This is a genomic window from Chryseobacterium sp. AG363, from assembly GCF_003610675.1.
Taxonomy (GTDB): Bacteria; Bacteroidota; Bacteroidia; order Flavobacteriales; family Weeksellaceae; genus Chryseobacterium; species Chryseobacterium cucumeris.
This window is the reverse complement of record NZ_RAQF01000004.1, coordinates 448,049-465,077: the sequence shown is the minus strand read 5'-3', so window position 1 is coordinate 465,077 and position 17,029 is coordinate 448,049. Positions and strand designations below refer to the sequence as shown.

At 37.6% G+C, this 17,029-nt stretch carries 17 protein-coding genes; 10 read left to right on the top strand and 7 right to left on the bottom strand.

The features are described 5' to 3' along the window. The first annotated feature begins 45 nt into the window (after positions 1-45). The gene (locus DEU39_RS18375) at positions 46-951 is read left to right on the top strand and encodes an AraC family transcriptional regulator (protein WP_120232904.1); all 906 of its coding nucleotides are present in this window, start codon (positions 46-48) and stop codon (positions 949-951) included. A 130-nt stretch (positions 952-1,081) separates the two neighbouring features. Here DEU39_RS18375 and DEU39_RS18370 read toward each other — a convergent pair whose 3' ends face one another. After that, a complete protein-coding gene (locus DEU39_RS18370) occupies positions 1,082-1,636 on the bottom strand; it encodes a thioredoxin family protein (protein ID WP_120232903.1) in 555 nt (184 codons plus the stop codon). A gap of 310 nt (positions 1,637-1,946) precedes the next feature. Here DEU39_RS18370 and DEU39_RS18365 point away from each other — a divergent pair, with 310 nt between their 5' ends. The 4 genes from DEU39_RS18365 (at position 1,947) to DEU39_RS18350 (ending at position 8,872) form a co-directional block, all read left to right on the top strand. Next, a complete protein-coding gene (locus DEU39_RS18365) occupies positions 1,947-2,543 on the top strand; it encodes a TetR/AcrR family transcriptional regulator (protein ID WP_034694942.1) in 597 nt (198 codons plus the stop codon). A 363-nt stretch (positions 2,544-2,906) separates the two neighbouring features. After that, positions 2,907-4,067 carry an efflux RND transporter periplasmic adaptor subunit gene (locus tag DEU39_RS18360; protein ID WP_062676224.1) on the top strand — a complete coding sequence of 387 codons (1,161 nt, stop codon included), beginning with the start codon at positions 2,907-2,909 and terminating at the stop codon, positions 4,065-4,067. Positions 4,068-4,107: 40 nt separating this feature from the next. After that, positions 4,108-7,290, top strand: coding sequence for an efflux RND transporter permease subunit (locus tag DEU39_RS18355; RefSeq protein ID WP_120232902.1), 3,183 nt, complete (start codon positions 4,108-4,110; stop codon positions 7,288-7,290). A gap of 169 nt (positions 7,291-7,459) precedes the next feature. Next, positions 7,460-8,872, top strand: coding sequence for an efflux transporter outer membrane subunit (locus DEU39_RS18350; protein WP_062676226.1), 1,413 nt, complete (start codon positions 7,460-7,462; stop codon positions 8,870-8,872). Between the two features lie 233 nt (positions 8,873-9,105). Here the strand turns inward: DEU39_RS18350 and miaA are convergent, their stop codons facing one another. Next, positions 9,106-10,026: a tRNA (adenosine(37)-N6)-dimethylallyltransferase MiaA gene (gene miaA, locus DEU39_RS18345; protein WP_120232901.1), complete on the bottom strand. Its 921-nt coding sequence runs from the start codon at positions 10,024-10,026 to the stop codon at positions 9,106-9,108. A gap of 184 nt (positions 10,027-10,210) precedes the next feature. Between miaA and DEU39_RS18340 the strand changes: the two genes are divergently transcribed. The 4 genes from DEU39_RS18340 to DEU39_RS24485 all read left to right on the top strand — a co-directional run bounded on the left by DEU39_RS18340 (position 10,211) and on the right by DEU39_RS24485 (position 13,051). Beyond that, positions 10,211-11,068 (top strand): YicC family protein, encoded by an 858-nt coding sequence (locus tag DEU39_RS18340; RefSeq protein WP_082798853.1) that lies wholly within the window; start codon positions 10,211-10,213, stop codon positions 11,066-11,068. An 82-nt stretch (positions 11,069-11,150) separates the two neighbouring features. Then, positions 11,151-11,714, top strand: coding sequence for a guanylate kinase (gmk, locus tag DEU39_RS18335; protein WP_120232900.1), 564 nt, complete (start codon positions 11,151-11,153; stop codon positions 11,712-11,714). Positions 11,715-11,818: 104 nt separating this feature from the next. Beyond that, positions 11,819-12,838, top strand: a complete 1,020-nt coding sequence (gene nadA / locus DEU39_RS18330) for a quinolinate synthase NadA (protein ID WP_120232899.1) — start codon at positions 11,819-11,821, stop codon at positions 12,836-12,838. A gap of 51 nt (positions 12,839-12,889) precedes the next feature. Beyond that, complete coding sequence (locus DEU39_RS24485) at positions 12,890-13,051, top strand: bacteriocin-like protein (RefSeq protein WP_157885796.1); 162 nt, start codon at positions 12,890-12,892, stop codon at positions 13,049-13,051. A 263-nt stretch (positions 13,052-13,314) separates the two neighbouring features. On the opposite strand, the gene DEU39_RS18325 is transcribed toward DEU39_RS24485, so the two are convergent. The 5 genes from DEU39_RS18325 to DEU39_RS24745 all read right to left on the bottom strand — a co-directional run bounded on the left by DEU39_RS18325 (position 13,315) and on the right by DEU39_RS24745 (position 14,535). Beyond that, positions 13,315-13,524 (bottom strand): bacteriocin-like protein, encoded by a 210-nt coding sequence (locus DEU39_RS18325; RefSeq protein ID WP_062676231.1) that lies wholly within the window; start codon positions 13,522-13,524, stop codon positions 13,315-13,317. Positions 13,525-13,592: 68 nt separating this feature from the next. Continuing rightward, on the bottom strand, positions 13,593-13,790 hold the full coding sequence (locus DEU39_RS18320; RefSeq protein WP_062676232.1) for a hypothetical protein: 198 nt from the start codon (positions 13,788-13,790) through the stop codon (positions 13,593-13,595). Positions 13,791-13,829: 39 nt separating this feature from the next. Further along, positions 13,830-14,000 carry a bacteriocin-like protein gene (locus tag DEU39_RS24480; protein WP_157885797.1) on the bottom strand — a complete coding sequence of 57 codons (171 nt, stop codon included), beginning with the start codon at positions 13,998-14,000 and terminating at the stop codon, positions 13,830-13,832. Positions 14,001-14,046: 46 nt separating this feature from the next. Beyond that, positions 14,047-14,241 carry a bacteriocin-like protein gene (locus DEU39_RS24845; protein ID WP_120232898.1) on the bottom strand — a complete coding sequence of 65 codons (195 nt, stop codon included), beginning with the start codon at positions 14,239-14,241 and terminating at the stop codon, positions 14,047-14,049. A 117-nt stretch (positions 14,242-14,358) separates the two neighbouring features. Further along, the gene (locus tag DEU39_RS24745; RefSeq protein WP_228436838.1) at positions 14,359-14,535 is read right to left on the bottom strand and encodes a hypothetical protein; all 177 of its coding nucleotides are present in this window, start codon (positions 14,533-14,535) and stop codon (positions 14,359-14,361) included. 41 nt (positions 14,536-14,576) lie between these two features. On the opposite strand from DEU39_RS24745, the gene thrA reads away from it, so the two are divergent. Continuing rightward, positions 14,577-17,024 carry a bifunctional aspartate kinase/homoserine dehydrogenase I gene (thrA, locus tag DEU39_RS18305; RefSeq protein ID WP_120232897.1) on the top strand — a complete coding sequence of 816 codons (2,448 nt, stop codon included), beginning with the start codon at positions 14,577-14,579 and terminating at the stop codon, positions 17,022-17,024. Positions 17,025-17,029 lie beyond the last annotated feature (5 nt).

The following is a 17,029-nucleotide window of genomic DNA, read 5'->3' as shown; positions in this document are numbered from 1 at the left end:
TATTAATATATTTAGTATTTTTAGTGAATAAATATGATTAATTAGATGAAAGTTACTTTTGAAAGGGTAATCCCTAATGAAAAGAGCTCATTCCGCACCATTCATAATAATTCTCCCATTTCAGAATTCAAATGGGAGTATCATTATCATCCCGAAATTGAGCTGGTATGTGTTATTTCCGGGAATGGAACCCGTCACGTGGGTTATCATAAAAGTAATTATACGAACGGAGATCTGGTATTAATCGGGTCCAATATTCCCCACTCCGGATTCGGTCTGAATTCTATTGATCCGCATGAAGAAATTGTACTTCAGTTCAAAGAAGAAATCCTTCAGTTTCCCGAGCAGGAAGTAGAATCGAGATCTATTAAAAACCTGTTGGAACTTTCAAAGTACGGGATTCATTTTCATCATAAAGTAAAAAAGGTAATGCTTCCCAGGCTGAAACTGATGCTGGAATCAGAAGGCTATAAAAGATACTTATTGCTGTTGGAAATTCTTTTTGAACTTTCAAAATGTGAGGATTATGATCTTTTAAACAAGGAAATCATGCCCTACACCATTATTTCTAAAAATAAAACCCGTCTTGAGAATATATTTACCTATGTAGAACATCATTACGACAAGGAAATTGATATTGAAGAAGTAGCAAAACTAGCTAACCTGACTTTACCAGCTTTCTGTAATTTCTTTAAAAAAGCGACTCAGATTACGTTTACAGAGTTTGTGAACCGTTATAGAATTAATAAAGCCTGTCTGCTGATGGCGCAGGACAGATCTATTTCAGAATGCAGCTACCAGTGTGGCTTTAATAATGTGACCTACTTTAACAGGATGTTTAAAAAATATACGGGAAAGACTCCTTCAGAATTTATCAGGAATTATTCTCATAGCAATGTTAATGTAGATATAAAGACTGAAAAGAAGACTAAAGCTAAAATAAGTTTTTAATAGAAGACTTCTACCGGAGTGACAGACTGTGTGGATAATAGGTGAACTATGTTGCAAGAAACAAAAAAGCCACTCCAAAAGAGCAGCTTTGTATTATTGAGTAAAAACCAGTAACTAAATAAACCAGCAATTATTTCCATTTAATATTGCAACCCATGCTAGGTCTCTGAATTTCCTCCTGAGCTTCTCCAGCCAAAAGATTCTCAAAAGCAATAATCAGATCCTCACCTGTAACATCTTTATTATTTCCCGGTCTTGAATCATCCATCTGACCTCTGTATACAAGATCAAGCTTATCATCAAAGAAATAAAAATCCGGTGTGCAAGCTGCATCGTAAGCTTTTGCTACTGCCTGGCTTTCATCAAACAGATAAGGGAAATCAAATCTTCTTTCAATTTGAAATTCGATCATTTTTTCCGGAGAATCTGCCGGATATTTTTCGATATCATTAGCATTGATGGCGATGAATTCAATTCCGCGCTCGTTATAATCTTCGTATAGTTCATTGATCTTGTCAATTACATGAAGAACAAACGGACAGTGGTTGCACATAAAGATCACCAAAGTACCTTTTTCTCCTTTCAGTTCTTCCAAAGACTGAAGTTCATTCGTTTTTGACGGGTTAGGAAGTTCAAAAAACGGAGCTTTTGTTCCTAATGCCAACATATTTGAGGGAGTATTCATATCCTTATTTCTTTACCGGCAAAGATAATTATTTCTTTTGTTAATTAGGAAAAAGACATTTTCATTTTTAATAAGGTAAGGAAGCTGGAAGCTGGAGGATGAAGATTGTTAGCCCTCAAAAATAGTTATAGTCAAATTCTATTATTATATTATTTAACCTTCAAAATAACTTCCAGCACCCATTCTTCCAGCTTCGAGCCTTTAATTAATCTTCTTTAAAAAGCAGACGAACCTATAAAACTTACAATATCCCTTGGAAGTTATATTAAAAAGTTTGTAGTTTTGCTAACGCTGTTAGTAAATAAAAATCATGGGTCTACATGAACGCCGTCAACGAGAAAAAGAATCCATCCGTGCAAATATTTTGCAGGCTGCTTTTACGTTGGCGAAAACTGAAGGCTGGGGTTCGCTTTCTATGCGTAAGATAGCAGATGCTATTGAGTATAGTGCTCCCGTTGTATATGATTATTTTGAAAATAAAGAAGCTATTCTATTTGAAATTTCTTTAGATGGCTTTCATAAGTTACACATTGAACTGTTAAAAGCTCAGCAGAAGCACGATACTCCGGAAGAGCAGCTTGTTGCCATTGTGGATGCGTACTGGAACTTTGCTTTTAAAAATAAGGAATATTACCAGCTTATGTTTGGTCTTGGAATGCAATGTTGTGGAAAAGGACAGATGAAAAAAGAATTCTCATCATTCCAGGAACTTATTTATGAATGTACTTATGAGATTATAAAGAAAAACGGATCCAATCCGGACAATGCCTGTCATATGTCTCATGCACTGTTTTCTGCCGTACATGGAATGATCTCTATTATGATGATGCGTACAGCTGATATCCCTTCAACAATGAATAAAACGACTTTGGACGAAACTGTTTCGGCTTTTATTAAGTCTTTATAGATTTTTTTTGAATTAAAAATTAACACCGTTAGGAAAATTAACACTGAATTAATATATATTTCCTGTTAATCCTGACTAAAAACTCAAACATTTATGAAGCCATTCATTATTTTAAGTTGTTAAAATTAGTGATTTTTTGTCTACTAATTAACACTGTTAGTAAAATTAACACACCTTACACCATCATTATACACTTCAATACATTAAAAAAATTTCAATTATGGAAGCAATCGACCTCATCGGACATTAAAAATTCTGTAATTTTTTTTGAACAAATCATTAACACTGTTAGGAAAAAATACAGCATTTATCAAAACATTTTTTACTTACCTCTAACACTTCATTAAAAAAATTAAACCAACAATGAAATTACCTGGAAAAACAAGGTTTATTGTACTTATTGCAAGTATAATTCTTTTACAGAGCTGCACAAAAGCCGCAGAAGGAACCAATGCCGCACCTCCAGCTCCAGAACTTCCGGTTTATACCGTTATCACCTCACCCGCTACTACATATCAGGAATTCCCAACTGCTTTGGAAGGGAAAAACAACGTAGAAATCAGATCTCAGGTAGATGGATACCTGGACAGAATCTACGTAGAAGAAGGAGCATATGTAAGAGCAGGACAACCGTTATTCAAAATAGATTCAAGAAGTTATGGCGAACAGATGAATATGGCTCAGGCTAATCTTCAGGCGGCCAATGCCAATATTCAAAAAGCAAGAGTAGAAGTAGACAGACTTCAGCCGCTGGTGGCTGCCAAAGTAGTTTCTGATGTACAGCTTAAAACCGCAAAAGCCAATTATGAAGCGGCTGTAGCAGCAGCTGCACAAGCGAGAGCCTCTGTAGGAAGCGCCAGAATCAACGTAGGATTTACCACCATTACAGCTCCTGTAAGCGGCTATATAGGAAGAATTCCTTACAAAAAAGGAAGTCTGATTTCAAGAACAGATGTGAATCCATTGACATTACTATCTGATATCAGTGAAATCTATGCCTATTTCTCTTTAAGTGAGCTTGACTTCATTGCTTTCCAGAATAAATATCCGGGAGCAAGCTTAGAAGAAAAACTGAAAAATATGCCCATGGTAGATCTAGTGATTGCCGACAACAGTACTTACCCTGAAAAAGGAAGATTGAGCATTGTAGACGGCCAGTTTGACAAAACTACCGGAGCCATCAGTGTACGTGCTGTTTTTCCTAATGCCAACGGAACTTTAAGAACCGGAAATACAGGAAGAGTACGTATGCCACAGCTCATTTCAAATGCAGTTGTAATTCCTCAGGAATCAACCTTCGAAATTCAGGATAAAACCTATGTTTATGTAATGGGTAAAGACCAGAAGGTAACCGGGAGACCGATCAAAATATCAGGAAAAACGGATAGCTATTATTTTATTTCTGAAGGGCTTAAGCCTGGAGAAAAAATTGTATTCACGGGAATTGGAAACCTGAAAGACGGTGCTTCTATCAAGCCGAAAAATATTTCTTCGGACAGCTTGTTAAAAGCAAAACCATTATAGTTCTTTCCGAATACAGAAGACTTAAAAAAATAAACTTCTTATGTTAAAACAATTTATAGAAAGACCAGTCCTTTCAACGGTCATCTCCATAATACTCTTATTATTGGGAGCTTTGTCTCTCTTTAATTTACCGATTGCCCTTTTCCCGGACATCGCTCCACCAAGCGTTCAGGTAACGGCATTCTACCCTGGAGCCAATGCTGAGGTCGTAGCCCGTTCGGTAGCCACTCCTATTGAGGAAGCTGTAAACGGAGTTGAGAACATGACTTATATGACCTCAAACTCCAGTAACGACGGTACCATGACCCTGAGTGTTTTCTTCAAACAGGGTGCCGATGCAGACAATGCGGCAGTAAACGTACAGAACCGTGTATCGAAAGCGATGAGCCAGCTGCCTCAGGAAGTGGTACAGGCCGGGATCTCAACCCAGAAGGTTCAGAACAGTATGATTATGTTCATGGGACTGACCAGTGAAGATGCAAAACAATATGATGAATTATTCCTTCAAAACTATCTGAAGATCAATGTTATTCCACAGATACAGCGTATTCCGGGGGTAGCACAGGCTCAGGTATTCGGGACAAGGGATTATTCCATGAGAATCTGGCTGAAACCGGATCGTCTGGCGGCTAATAATCTTTCTCCACAGGAAGTTTTGGGAGCCATTAAAGACCACAACCTTGAAGCTGCTCCGGGCCGTCTTGGACAGGGAAGTAAGGAAACCTACGAGTATATCCTTAAATATAAAGGAAAGCTGAATAAGGGTGAAGACTATGAAAACATCGCCATCAAAGCAAACAGTGATGGATCTTTCTTAAGATTAAAAGATGTTGCAAGAGTAGAATTCGGTTCTTATACCTATACTGCGACCAACAGGGTAGACGGAAAACCGGTTGCCGGATTTGCTATCCTGCAGACAGCCGGATCCAATGCCAACGAAATCCTTACGGAAATTGAAAAGCAGGTGAAAGTAATGGAAACCAATCTTCCAAAAGGAGTGAAGCCAATCATCATGTACAACTCTAAAGACTTCCTGGATGCTTCTATCCATCAGGTTGTGGAAACACTTGTTATCGCCTTCATCTTGGTATTTATTGTAGTATTTATTTTCCTTCAGGATTTCAGATCTACCTTAATTCCGGCTATTGCCGTACCCGTTGCGATTATAGGAACCTTCTTCTTCCTGCAGTTATTTGGTTTCAGTATCAATATGCTTACGTTATTTGCATTGGTACTCGCCATTGGTATTGTAGTGGATGATGCCATTGTGGTGGTGGAAGCCGTCCATTCTAAAATGGAACAGACAGGAATGCCTGTAGAGCATGCTACCATGCACTCGATGAGTGAAATTTCAGGAGCCATTATTTCCATTACACTGGTAATGTGTGCCGTGTTTATTCCGGTTGGTTTCATGCAGGGACCTGCAGGAGTTTTCTACAGACAGTTTGCTTTCACATTGGCGATTGCGATTTTAATTTCAGCAGTGAATGCATTAACATTGAGTCCGGCATTATGTGCGATGTTCTTAAATGATCCTCAGGGAGAACATGGGGAGCACGGTCATAAAAAAGGTTTTGGAGCAAGGTTCTTCAATGCTTTCAATGCGAGCTTCAACAGCATGACCAGAAAATATATTTACAGCCTTAAGTTTTTAATTAAAAACAAATGGGTTGCGATAGGAGGTCTTGTTATCATCACAGCAGCAAGTGTATTTTTAATCAAGAAAGCGCCGTCAGGATTCATTCCTACGGAAGACCAGGGATTCGTATTGTATGCGGTGAATACTCCTCCGGGAAGTTCACTGGAAAGAACACACAGAGCTACGGCTCAAATTGATAAAATTATCAACGGTGAAAAAGCAACCAACCACCTTTGGGTAGCGGACGGGATGAACTTCATCAGTAATGCCAACGCTTCTCCCTATTCTGCAGGTTTCATTAAGCTTAAAGATTATGACAAGCGTGGTGAAATGAAAGATCCTGATCAGATTGCTGCAACATTGACAGGTAAGGTAAGCCAGGTAAAAGATGCCAACGCATTCTTCTTTAACTTCCCCACTGTACAAGGTTTCGGTAACGTTTCCGGATTTGAATTCATGCTTCAGGACAAAACGAATGGTTCTTTTGAACAATTGGGAACAACCACTCAGCAGTTTATCGGAGAACTGATGAAAAGACCTGAAATTGCTTTTGCCTTCACAACGTATGCCGCAGGAAACCCTCAGTATACTATTGATGTGGATACTGATAAAGCTAACCAGCTGGGCGTTTCTGTAACAGAACTGATGCAGACGATGCAGATTTATTTCGGAAGTAGCTTTGTATCGGATTTCAACAGATTCGGGAAGTATTACAGAGTAATGGCTCAGGCAGATATTCCTTACCGTACGGATGTTAATTCACTCGAAGGAATCTATGTAAAAAATAAATCGGGAGAAATGGTTCCTGCCAAAACTCTGGTTACTCTAAAAAGATCTTTCGGTCCTGAAACAGTAACAAGAAATAACCTTTTCAATGCTGTTACGATTAACGGAACTCCGAAACCTGGTTACAGTACCGGAGATGCCATCAAAGCGGTTGAAGAGGTTGCTCAACAGTCACTCCCAAGAGGATATGGATATGAGTGGACAGGGATTACCCGTGAAGAAATTAAAACAAGCGGACAGACTGCTTTTATTTTCTTCTTAAGTATTCTATTCGTTTACTTCTTACTGGCAGCCCAATATGAAAGTTATATCCTTCCGTTTGCTATTATTCTTACCATTCCAACAGGGATTTTTGGAGTATTTGCCTTCACAGGATTAGCAGGAATTGATAACAATATTTACGTTCAGGTAGGATTGATCATGCTTGTAGGACTATTAGCGAAGAATGCCATCCTGATTGTAGAATTTGCCGTACAGAGAAGAAAAGCCGGTAAAACATTGATAGAATCTGCACTTCAGGCATCAAGATTACGTTTAAGACCGATCTTAATGACCTCTTTTGCCTTCATCGTGGGAATGCTTCCACTGGTATGGACGCAAGGTGCTTCTTCAAAAGGAAACCACTCTATCGGTTACAGTACCGTAGGAGGAATGCTTACAGGGGTAATCTTCGGGATCTTTATCATTCCGGTAATGTATGTAGTGTTCCAGTACCTGCATGAAAAAATGCCAAGCAGAAAAAAGAAAAGACTTCTGAAAAAACAAATGGAGGAAGAACTTTTAGCTGCTAGTCACTAATAAAAAAATGAATGACAAAAACTTAGAGAAAATTTTAAGATCATAGGTTTACCTATTTACCTGCCTGTTCTTAATGGTTTTAAAAACTAACTATTTTCTCCTACTAAAGAAATTTTTGCATCAACAGAAACCTCTCTAAGTTTTGTCTTCAATTAAAAGTTTAAAAACTATGAAACGAGTAAAAAATATTATTCTAACATTTGTGCTGGCCATCGGCTCTGTTTCGTGTGTGTCTAAACTGGCCTACACGGAGCCTGAGCTTCCACTTCCGGAAAAATTCCAGTACACTGCCACTGCAGACACAGCCAGTATAGCTAACCTGGAGTGGAAACAGTTTTTCAGTGATCCTATTTTACAGGGACTGATTGAAAAAGGAATTAAAAATAATTATGATCTTCAGATTGCTTTAAAGCAGGTGGCTGCTTCACAGGAAAAACTGAAACAGGCAAAATATATGCAGTATCCGGATGTTGGGTTCGGAGTAAGCGGACAGATTTCAAGACCATCCAAAAACAGCATGAACGGGCAAAGCTTAAATTTATTTTTAGGCTCGAGCCATGTTGAGGATTATAACGCAGCCTTCAATCTTTCATGGGAAGCAGATATCTGGGGAAAAATCAAAAACCAGCAGGAAGTTTCAAGAATGCAGTACCTTCAGACCTATGAAGGTTCAAAAGCAGTTCAGACTCAGGTAGTAGCAGCTATTGCACAAGGGTATTATAACCTGTTGATGCTTGACAGACAACTGGCGATCGCAAAATCCAATCTGGAACTGACCAGCAATACCCTTTTAATGACCCAAAAAATGTGGGAAAGCGGCGATAATACTTCTTTGGGAGTTCAGCAGGCCGCAGCACAGAAACAGGCTACAGAACTTCTGATAGCCCAGCTGGAGCAAAATATTGCCATCCAGGAAAATGCACTGAGTATTCTGGTTGGAGAACTTCCCAATAAAGTCGACAGAACCATTGAAATGTCTGATACTTCACTGCCTCAAAACATTACTGCAGGACTTCCGGCAGCTATGGTAAGCAGAAGACCAGACGTTCGTCAGCAGGAACTGGTTTTATTAGAATCCAATGCAATGGTAGGAATTGCTCAGGCAAATATGTATCCTGCATTGAAAATTACCGCGAATGGTGGAGTAAATTCATTCAAATTTGATAACTGGTTCCAGATTCCGGCTTCGTTATTCGGATCGGTTTTAGGGGGAATTACCCAGCCTATTTTCCAGAAAAGACAGTTGAAAACAGATCTGGAAGTAGCAAAAATTCAAAGAGAAAAAAATGTTCTTGCATTCCGTCAATCGGTATTAAATGCTGTGGGAGAAATTTCTGATGCTTTGGTTTCCAATGAAAACTTAAAAGTTCAGGAACAAAAAGCGACAGAACAGGCAACTACACTAAAAGATGGAATTAAAAGTGCACAACTTCTTTACAAAGGAGGTTCAGCCAATTACCTGGAAGTGATTACAGCACAGGGGAATTCCCTACAGGCAGAGTTGAATCTGGCTTCCATAAAAAGACAGAGATTAAGCAGCATTGTAGATTTATACAGAGCTTTAGGCGGCGGTTGGAAGTAGTAAATTAAATTATATTTGTTTTAAGATGCGGTTCTTTTCAGAGCCGCATTTTTTGTATTGTTTCTGTTTATCTACAATATGAATTTAAACTTGGATTCCTAAGGAATGACACAGTGTATGGATAAATGAAGCGTCCGGTTTGTCATTCTGAATGGAACAAAGTGGAATGAGGAATCTTTAAAAACAATCGATGAGATTGTTCCTTTGTCAGAATGACAAACTAAGTGCTTAATTCATTCCTGAAATTGCTCAGCAATCCATTTTAACAGAGCCTCAAAATCTTCCTGAGAATATCCCAACTGTAAATAATGAATATCGTCCGCCTTTCTGTACCATGTCAATTGGCGTTTTGCATATCTGCGACTGTTCTTTTTAATTTCCGAAACCGCAAAATCAAGATCCCATTCTCCATCAAAATATTTGAACAGTTCAGCGTAACCTACAGTATTCAAAGCTGTCAACCCTTTGAATTTCTCAAGACTTTTCACCTCATCCAGCAAGCCGTTCTCCATCATGATATCCACTCTGCGGTTAATTCTTTCATATAATTCTTCCCTTGGAGCTTCTATCCCGATTCTGATGACATTAAAATCTCTTCCATTTTGAGAAACCGAAATATGTTCAGAATATTTTTTATCCGTCTGCCATATAATATCAATAGCTCTCAACAGCCTGCGGTGATTGTGAATATCCACCACACTGAAATATTCAGGATCCAGTTCTTTTAAAATCTCCTGAAGTTTTTCTATTCCCTCCTGCTCCATCATATTTTGAAGCTTTTCCTGGTTTTCAGCATTGGCTTCCGGAAGATCATGCAGACCTTCTATCACAGCTTTTTCATACATCATGCTTCCTCCAACAAGAATTACCGTGTCATGAGCAGTAAAAAGTTCATTGAGTTTCTGAAGAGCATCTTCTTCATACTGCCCGATAGAATAATACTCTTCCACTGAAAGATTTCCGATAAAATGATGAGGTGCCTGCGCCAGTTCTTCTTCTGAAGGAGCTGCCGTTCCTATTTTCATTTCTTTAAAAAACTGGCGGGAATCACAGGAAATAATCTCGGTATTGAAATGCTGCGCCAAATCAATTGCCAATCTCGTTTTTCCAATTCCGGTGGGTCCTACTACAGAAATTAAATTTTTCTTTTTCACAGCGCTAATTTACGAAAATGGGTTTATTTAATTTGCTGGAAGATGGAAGCCTGAGGTTGGAGGTTAATTAAATCTCATTATATATTTACAACAACCTTCCAGCTTCTCGCCCCCATCTTCCAGCCATTCAACATTAGTTAAACTATAGACTTAAATGTTTATCTTTGTAGAACAATAAAAAACTATGATTTTATCAATGACCGGATTCGGTAGAGCCGAAGATGTTTTTGAAGGAAAAAAAATTACTATTGATATTAAATCTCTGAACAGCAAGAGCTTTGATTTAAATATTAAAATTCCTTTACGTTATAAAGAAAAAGAATTTGAAATCAGAAAAATTCTTAACGATAGAATTATCCGTGGAAAAGTAGACTGCTACGTTAATATCGAGAATCTTGAAGAGTCCAACGATGTAAAAATCAATAAAAACTTAATTGACTCTTATATTAACGAACTTAAAAACATAGCTTCTGACGGTCCCAATTTCGAATACCTTAAAATGGCAGTAAGACTTCCTGATGCCATCACTTCAAGACCTGACGAATTAACGGAAGGTGAATGGGAAGCTCTGGCTAAGATTGTCAATAATGCCGTAGACAGATTCGAAGAATTCAGAAGAACTGAGGGTGGTATCTTACACGAAGAACTCAACAGAAATATTCAGAATATCGACAAATATCTTAGCGAAGTGATTCCTTTTGAAGAAGAAAGAATTGTAAGCGTGAAAGAACGTTATCAGAAATCTTTGAAAGAATTTGAAAATGTTGATGAAACACGTTTCTATCAGGAAATGGCCTATTTCACTGAAAAACTTGATATTTCTGAAGAAAAGGTAAGACTTGCCCAACACCTGAAATATTATAAAGAAGTAATGGACAATGAGTCTTTCAACGGAAAAAAACTGGGATTTATTTCTCAGGAAATCGGAAGAGAAATCAATACACTGGGTTCTAAAGCCAATCACGCAGAAATCCAGAAACTGGTGGTGATGATGAAAGACGACCTTGAAAAAATTAAAGAACAAACGTTAAACGTATTGTAATGATAGATACGGGGTACGAGATGCGTGGTTGTTCTAAGAATAGATCACCAAACTCGAAACCCGTAACCCGAAACCCAAAAAAATGGATAAAGTAATTATATTTTCAGCACCATCAGGGAGCGGAAAAACTACATTGGTAAAGCATTCACTGGAGACATTTCCTGAACTGGAATTTTCAATTTCATGTACGACAAGACAGCCAAGAGGAAGTGAAGTACATGCCGTAGATTATCATTTTCTGACACCGGAGGAGTTCAGACAGAAAATTTCCGAAGATGCTTTTGTAGAATATGAAGAAGTTTATACTGACAAATATTACGGTACTTTAAAATCTGAAGTGGAGAAAATCTGGAATCAGGGAAAAGTTGTTATTTTTGATGTAGATGTAAAAGGAGGCATTTCATTAAAAAAATACTTCGGTGAAAAAGCGTTGTCTATTTTTATAGAACCGCCTTCCATTGAAGAATTGGAACGAAGATTGATCTCCAGAAACACAGATGATGCAGAAACCATAAAAACCCGTGTCGCAAAGGCAGAAGAAGAAATGACCTACGCCAGCGGGTTTGACAAGATCGTGATTAATGAAGATCTTGATGCAGCTAAAAAAGAAATAGAAAGTTTAATAAAAAGTTTTATCAGTAATTAATGGCTGGAAGATGGAAGAAGGAGGATGGGAGTAAAATACTACACTCAAAATCTAACTTCTAATTTCTAACCTCTAGCTTCTGATCATAAAAAATTGAGGTTGATATGAGTACCGAAACATTAGAAAAAGCTAAATCTGCAATTCCTGTCAGAGGATTTCTGGATATAAAAGATATTGCTATTCCTCAGGGTGAAGAATTGGTGAAGGCCATTCTCAAACTAAAAGAAGAAAAAAATGCGGTTATTCTTGCCCATTATTACCAGCCCGGAGAAATTCAGGACATCGCAGATTTCCTTGGAGATTCTTTACAGTTGGCAAGACAGGCTAAAGATACCAATGCTGACATGATTGTATTCTGTGGAGTACATTTCATGGCAGAAGCCGCTAAAATTCTGAATCCAACTAAAAAAGTAGTTCTTCCTGATACCATGGCCGGATGCTCTCTGGCAGATGGATGTTCAGGAGAAGGACTGAGAAAAATGCGAGAGCAGCACCCGAATGCTTTAATTGCTACTTACATCAACTGTAATGCAGAAACTAAAGCTGAAAGTGATATTATCGTTACAAGTTCAAACGCTGAAACAGTGATTGAAGCACTTCCGAAAGACAGACCGATCATTTTTGCACCTGACAAAAACTTGGGAAGATACCTTTCTAAGAAAACAGGCCGCGATATGATCCTTTGGGATGGAAGCTGTGTGGTACACGAAGCATTTTCAATGGAAAGAATTGCCCAGCAATTGGCTGACAATCCGGATGCAAAACTGATTGCACACCCTGAAAGCGAAGAAGCAGTTTTAAAACTGGCCCATTTTATCGGTTCCACTTCTGCCCTTTTGAACTATGTAGAAAAAGATGACTGCCAGAAATTCATCATCGCTACAGAAGAAGGAATTCTTCACGAAATGAGAAAACGTGCGCCTCAAAAGGAACTGATTCCTGCATTGGTTTTTGATGAAAGCTGTAATTGTTCAGAATGTTTCTATATGAAACGTAATACCATGGAAAAGCTGTATTTATGTATGAAATATGAGCTTCCAGAAATTCTTATCGACGAAGAATTAAGATTAAAAGCATTAAAACCTATTGAAGCGATGCTTGATCTTTCCAAAAGCATAAAATAATTTTTTTATCACGAATATTTATTATATTTAAAACTTAAACTAATAATAAATATGAAAAATCTAAAAAAATTAGACAGAAGAAGTCTTAAAAATGTAAACGGAGGAAGTAACATATGTAACTTAAACTGCGAAATACATGAAACCTGCGGAGCGGGATGTAATGGAGAATTAATCTGCGTACCCAGAGGAATGTATATTCCGGATAACTGTTAAAAAAATAAAGCACTGTTTTTACAGTGCTTTTTTATTTTTATTATGCAGTGATTGCAACAAAGCAATCTGCACTCACAACAACGCACATTCTGCAATTTTCGGACAATGTCCAATATGCATCGCACGAAGGATCACTGGAAGAGCCTGGTCCAAAAACCAGATGGGTAGGACAACCATCACACCTTGATATACCAGCCCCTTTCATTTGTTCCAAATCTCTTCTGTTCAGTTTCTTTAATTTTTTCATAAAGTCAAATTATCTTTTAAGAAACTCCTCCGTCCACACATTCCATACTTACCAGAACACACATCTTGCAGTGGTCAGGAAGTCCCTGATAAGCAGAGCATGGATATTGATATTCAGGTCCATCTCCAAACGTAGCATTTTGAGGACACCCTGCACATCTTGAAGGACCTGCTGCTCCATTTAATTGTTCAAGTTCTTTTCTGTTTAATTTCTTTAGATTTTTCATAGTAGTTTTAAATTAAATTTTGATTTTATGTTCTTATAACAAATTGATGGTTTTTACATACTATTTTTCTAGCCTTCGAGAACCATACAGCTGCCTGGAATGGATGGATCATAAGGAAAAAGATAAAGACAAACTTTACGTCCTTTGAGATCTGTGCATATTGCACAACCTTTCGGTCCACAATCAAGATCTACCGCACAGCTGTCTCCTGTCCCTCCGATAATAGCTCTTAAGCTTTCTCTGTTTAATTTTTTTGAATTTTTCATAGTATTTTAATATTTAAATTGAGTTTAGTCTATTCAATACTACAGCATTGGTGCATAGCAGGTTCCTCCCGGCTTCAGCCAGCATCCCCAATTCCCGCCTCCACGGAAACAAACAAACTGCTCGCCTCCACAGGCTTCAATCTGAATATCAGTGAAACCACCTTTGATGTTCTTCTTGTCTTCCCTTGATAATTTTTTAATTGTTTTCATATGGTAATAATTTTGGTATTCTGTAATAATGAATTCATGATGTAAATCAGTAAGGACCAAAGCATTCAAAGCTTACTAACACTCTTCCTTTACAGCACTCAGGTAATGCATAATAATCAGCACATGACCTTGGCTCGCCTGGTCCGTATGGGCCGGCAGGACAATTCTCAAAACAGTTATTCACATCTCCTCCAGTGATTGATTTCAGATTTTTTCGGTTTAATTTCTTAAAATTTTTCATGATTAATTTCTTATTAGTTAATATTATAAATGTAACATTTTTAATCAATTACACCAAAATATATCTCATAAAAAGGAAATATAATTTTATTTTGTTAAAAACTTGTCTGTTTCAAAATTATTTGTACATTTGTTCTGTTACAATGAATTTTTTAAGAAACATATCTGATATTTCTGCTCTGAAATCACTTATTTCAGGCATATCTTCTGTTTCTACATTTACAACTACAACAATTACCCCATAACGGGGTAGATTTTCACATATTATTTCCGGTACCCGTACTCTTTTTTTCAAAGAGTAACCATTTCTATTTACCCAACTTCAAAAAATAATTGATGAAAGTTTTAAAATTCGGCGGAACATCAGTCGCCCATTCTCAGAATATATTACTGGTGGAAAAAATCATACAAAGAGAATCCTTAAAGAGCAAAGTTGTTGTTATTGTATCAGCACTTCATGGTGTTACTGACCAACTGATTAAAGCTGCGGAATATGCTTCTGTAAAAGATGAAAATTATATTCAAACGGTTCAAAATCTTGAAGAAAAACACATAAATCTGGTAAAAGAACTTTTTCCAATCGCAGAACAAAGTTCATGGTTAAGTTTTGTAAAAAAACATTTTAATGATATCGAAGAGCTCTGCAACGGAATTGCTGTTCTTGGTGAATTGACAGACAGAATTAAAGATAAAATTGCTTCTTACGGAGAATTTCTGTCTTCAAATATTATTGCAGCAAGACTCCAACAAGAAAAATTAGATTGTATATGGATGAATTCTGCAGAGCTGATCAGAACAGACAGTAATTTCACCAATGCAAAAGTAAATTTTAAATGGACTGATAGTAACATTGTCAATTTCCTGAGTAAAACCCCCAACCGCATTATTTTAGGCCCTGGGTTTATTGCTCATGATGAAAAAAATAATACAACCACATTAGGAAGAGGAGGTTCCGATTATACTGCTTCTATTATGGCGGCGGCCGTTGATGCAGAAGAGCTTCAGATCTGGACAGATGTAAGTGGGATGATGACTGCTGACCCCCGTCTGGTCTCCAATGCTAAACCTATTTCAGAAATATCTTATCATGAAGCGATGGAACTGTCACATTTTGGGGCTAAAGTACTCTACCCGCCTTCCATTCAGCCTGTCATGGTAAAAAATATAAACCTGCTTATCAAGAATACTTTTGATCCCGATGCAGAGGGAACTCTTATTTCCCATCAACTGAAATCTTCAGAAGATGAAAAACAGATTGCAGTAGGAATCTCAAATATGAACAGTATTGCCCTGCTTACACTGGAAGGCAGCGGAATGGTAGGAATACCTGGAATTTCAGCTAAATTATTTCAATGTTTAAGCCATGAAAAGATCAATGTAATCCTTATAACACAAGGATCTTCAGAGCATTCCATCACCATTGCAATTGAAGAAAAAGAAGCTTTACGTGCCGAGCATGCAATCAACTCTTCTTTTGCGGATGATATTAATCTGAAAAGAGTGTACGCGGTGAAAATTGAAACCGGACTTTCTATTGTAGCTCTGGTCGGAGAAAGTATGAAAAGCAGAAGTGGCGTAAGTGCCAAAATGTTCGGATGTCTGGGAAATAACGGAGTTAATATTAGAGCAATTGCACAAGGGTCTTCGGAAAGAAATATCAGTATTGTGATTTCAGAAAAAGACAGTAAAAAAGCGGTAAATGTACTTCACGAAGATTTTTTTGAATCTGAAATAAAACAAATTCATCTTTACATCTGTGGAACAGGAAATGTAGGTTCAAAACTGATCCAGCAGATTTATACCCAAAATGATTATTTAAAAGAAAACTTTTTGATCAACCTGAGAATTGCAGGCATTTCCAATAGCCGTCATATGATGTTTTCAGATCAGGGAATATCAAAAAACAGCTATGCTAACTGGGAACAACATGGTGAAAAAGCCTCTGCCAGAGAATTTGCTGATGAAATTATTCGTCGAAACCTTAGAAATTCGGTTTTCATTGATGTAACAGCAAGCGCTGACATTCCTGAAGTGTATGAAAGCTTATTAAAAAGAAGTGTGAACCTCGTAGCCTGTAATAAAATTGCAGCTTCTTCAGATTTCAAAAAATATAAAACTTTAAAAAATACCGCGCGAAACCATAGCTGTAATTTCTATTTTGAAACCAATGTAGGAGCTGGGCTTCCGGTCATAGGAACCATTAATGATCTCATCAAAAGCGGAGATCAGATTCAATCCATTAAAGCTGTACTGAGTGGAACATTGAATTTCGTATTTAATGAGTATGACGGCAGCAGAACATTCTCTGAAGTTGTGGCACAAGCTCAGAAAGAAGGATATACAGAGCCGGATCCAAGACTTGATCTGTCCGGAACGGATGTAGCCAGAAAAATTTTAATTCTGGCAAGAGAGGCAGGATATCCGCTTCAGTTTGAAGATATTGAAAACATTGGTTTTCTGCCTGAAGAATGCATGCAGGGAAGCGTTGAAAGTTTTTACGAAAAGCTTACAGTATATGAAGATCACTTCAAAAACTTATTGAATAAAGCTAAAAGCGAGGGCAAAATATTAAAATATGTCGCAGAATTTGAAAACGGAAAAGCCAAGGTAGGCTTGCAGCATATTGCTCCGGAAAGTGATCTGTTTCACTTATATGGAAAGGACAATATTGTCATTTTTAAAACGCTGAGATACTCTGAGCAGCCTTTGGTTGTAAAAGGAGCTGGTGCAGGAGCTGAGGTAACGGCAAGCGGAGTTTTTGCAGATATAATCCGTTCTATTTAAAAACA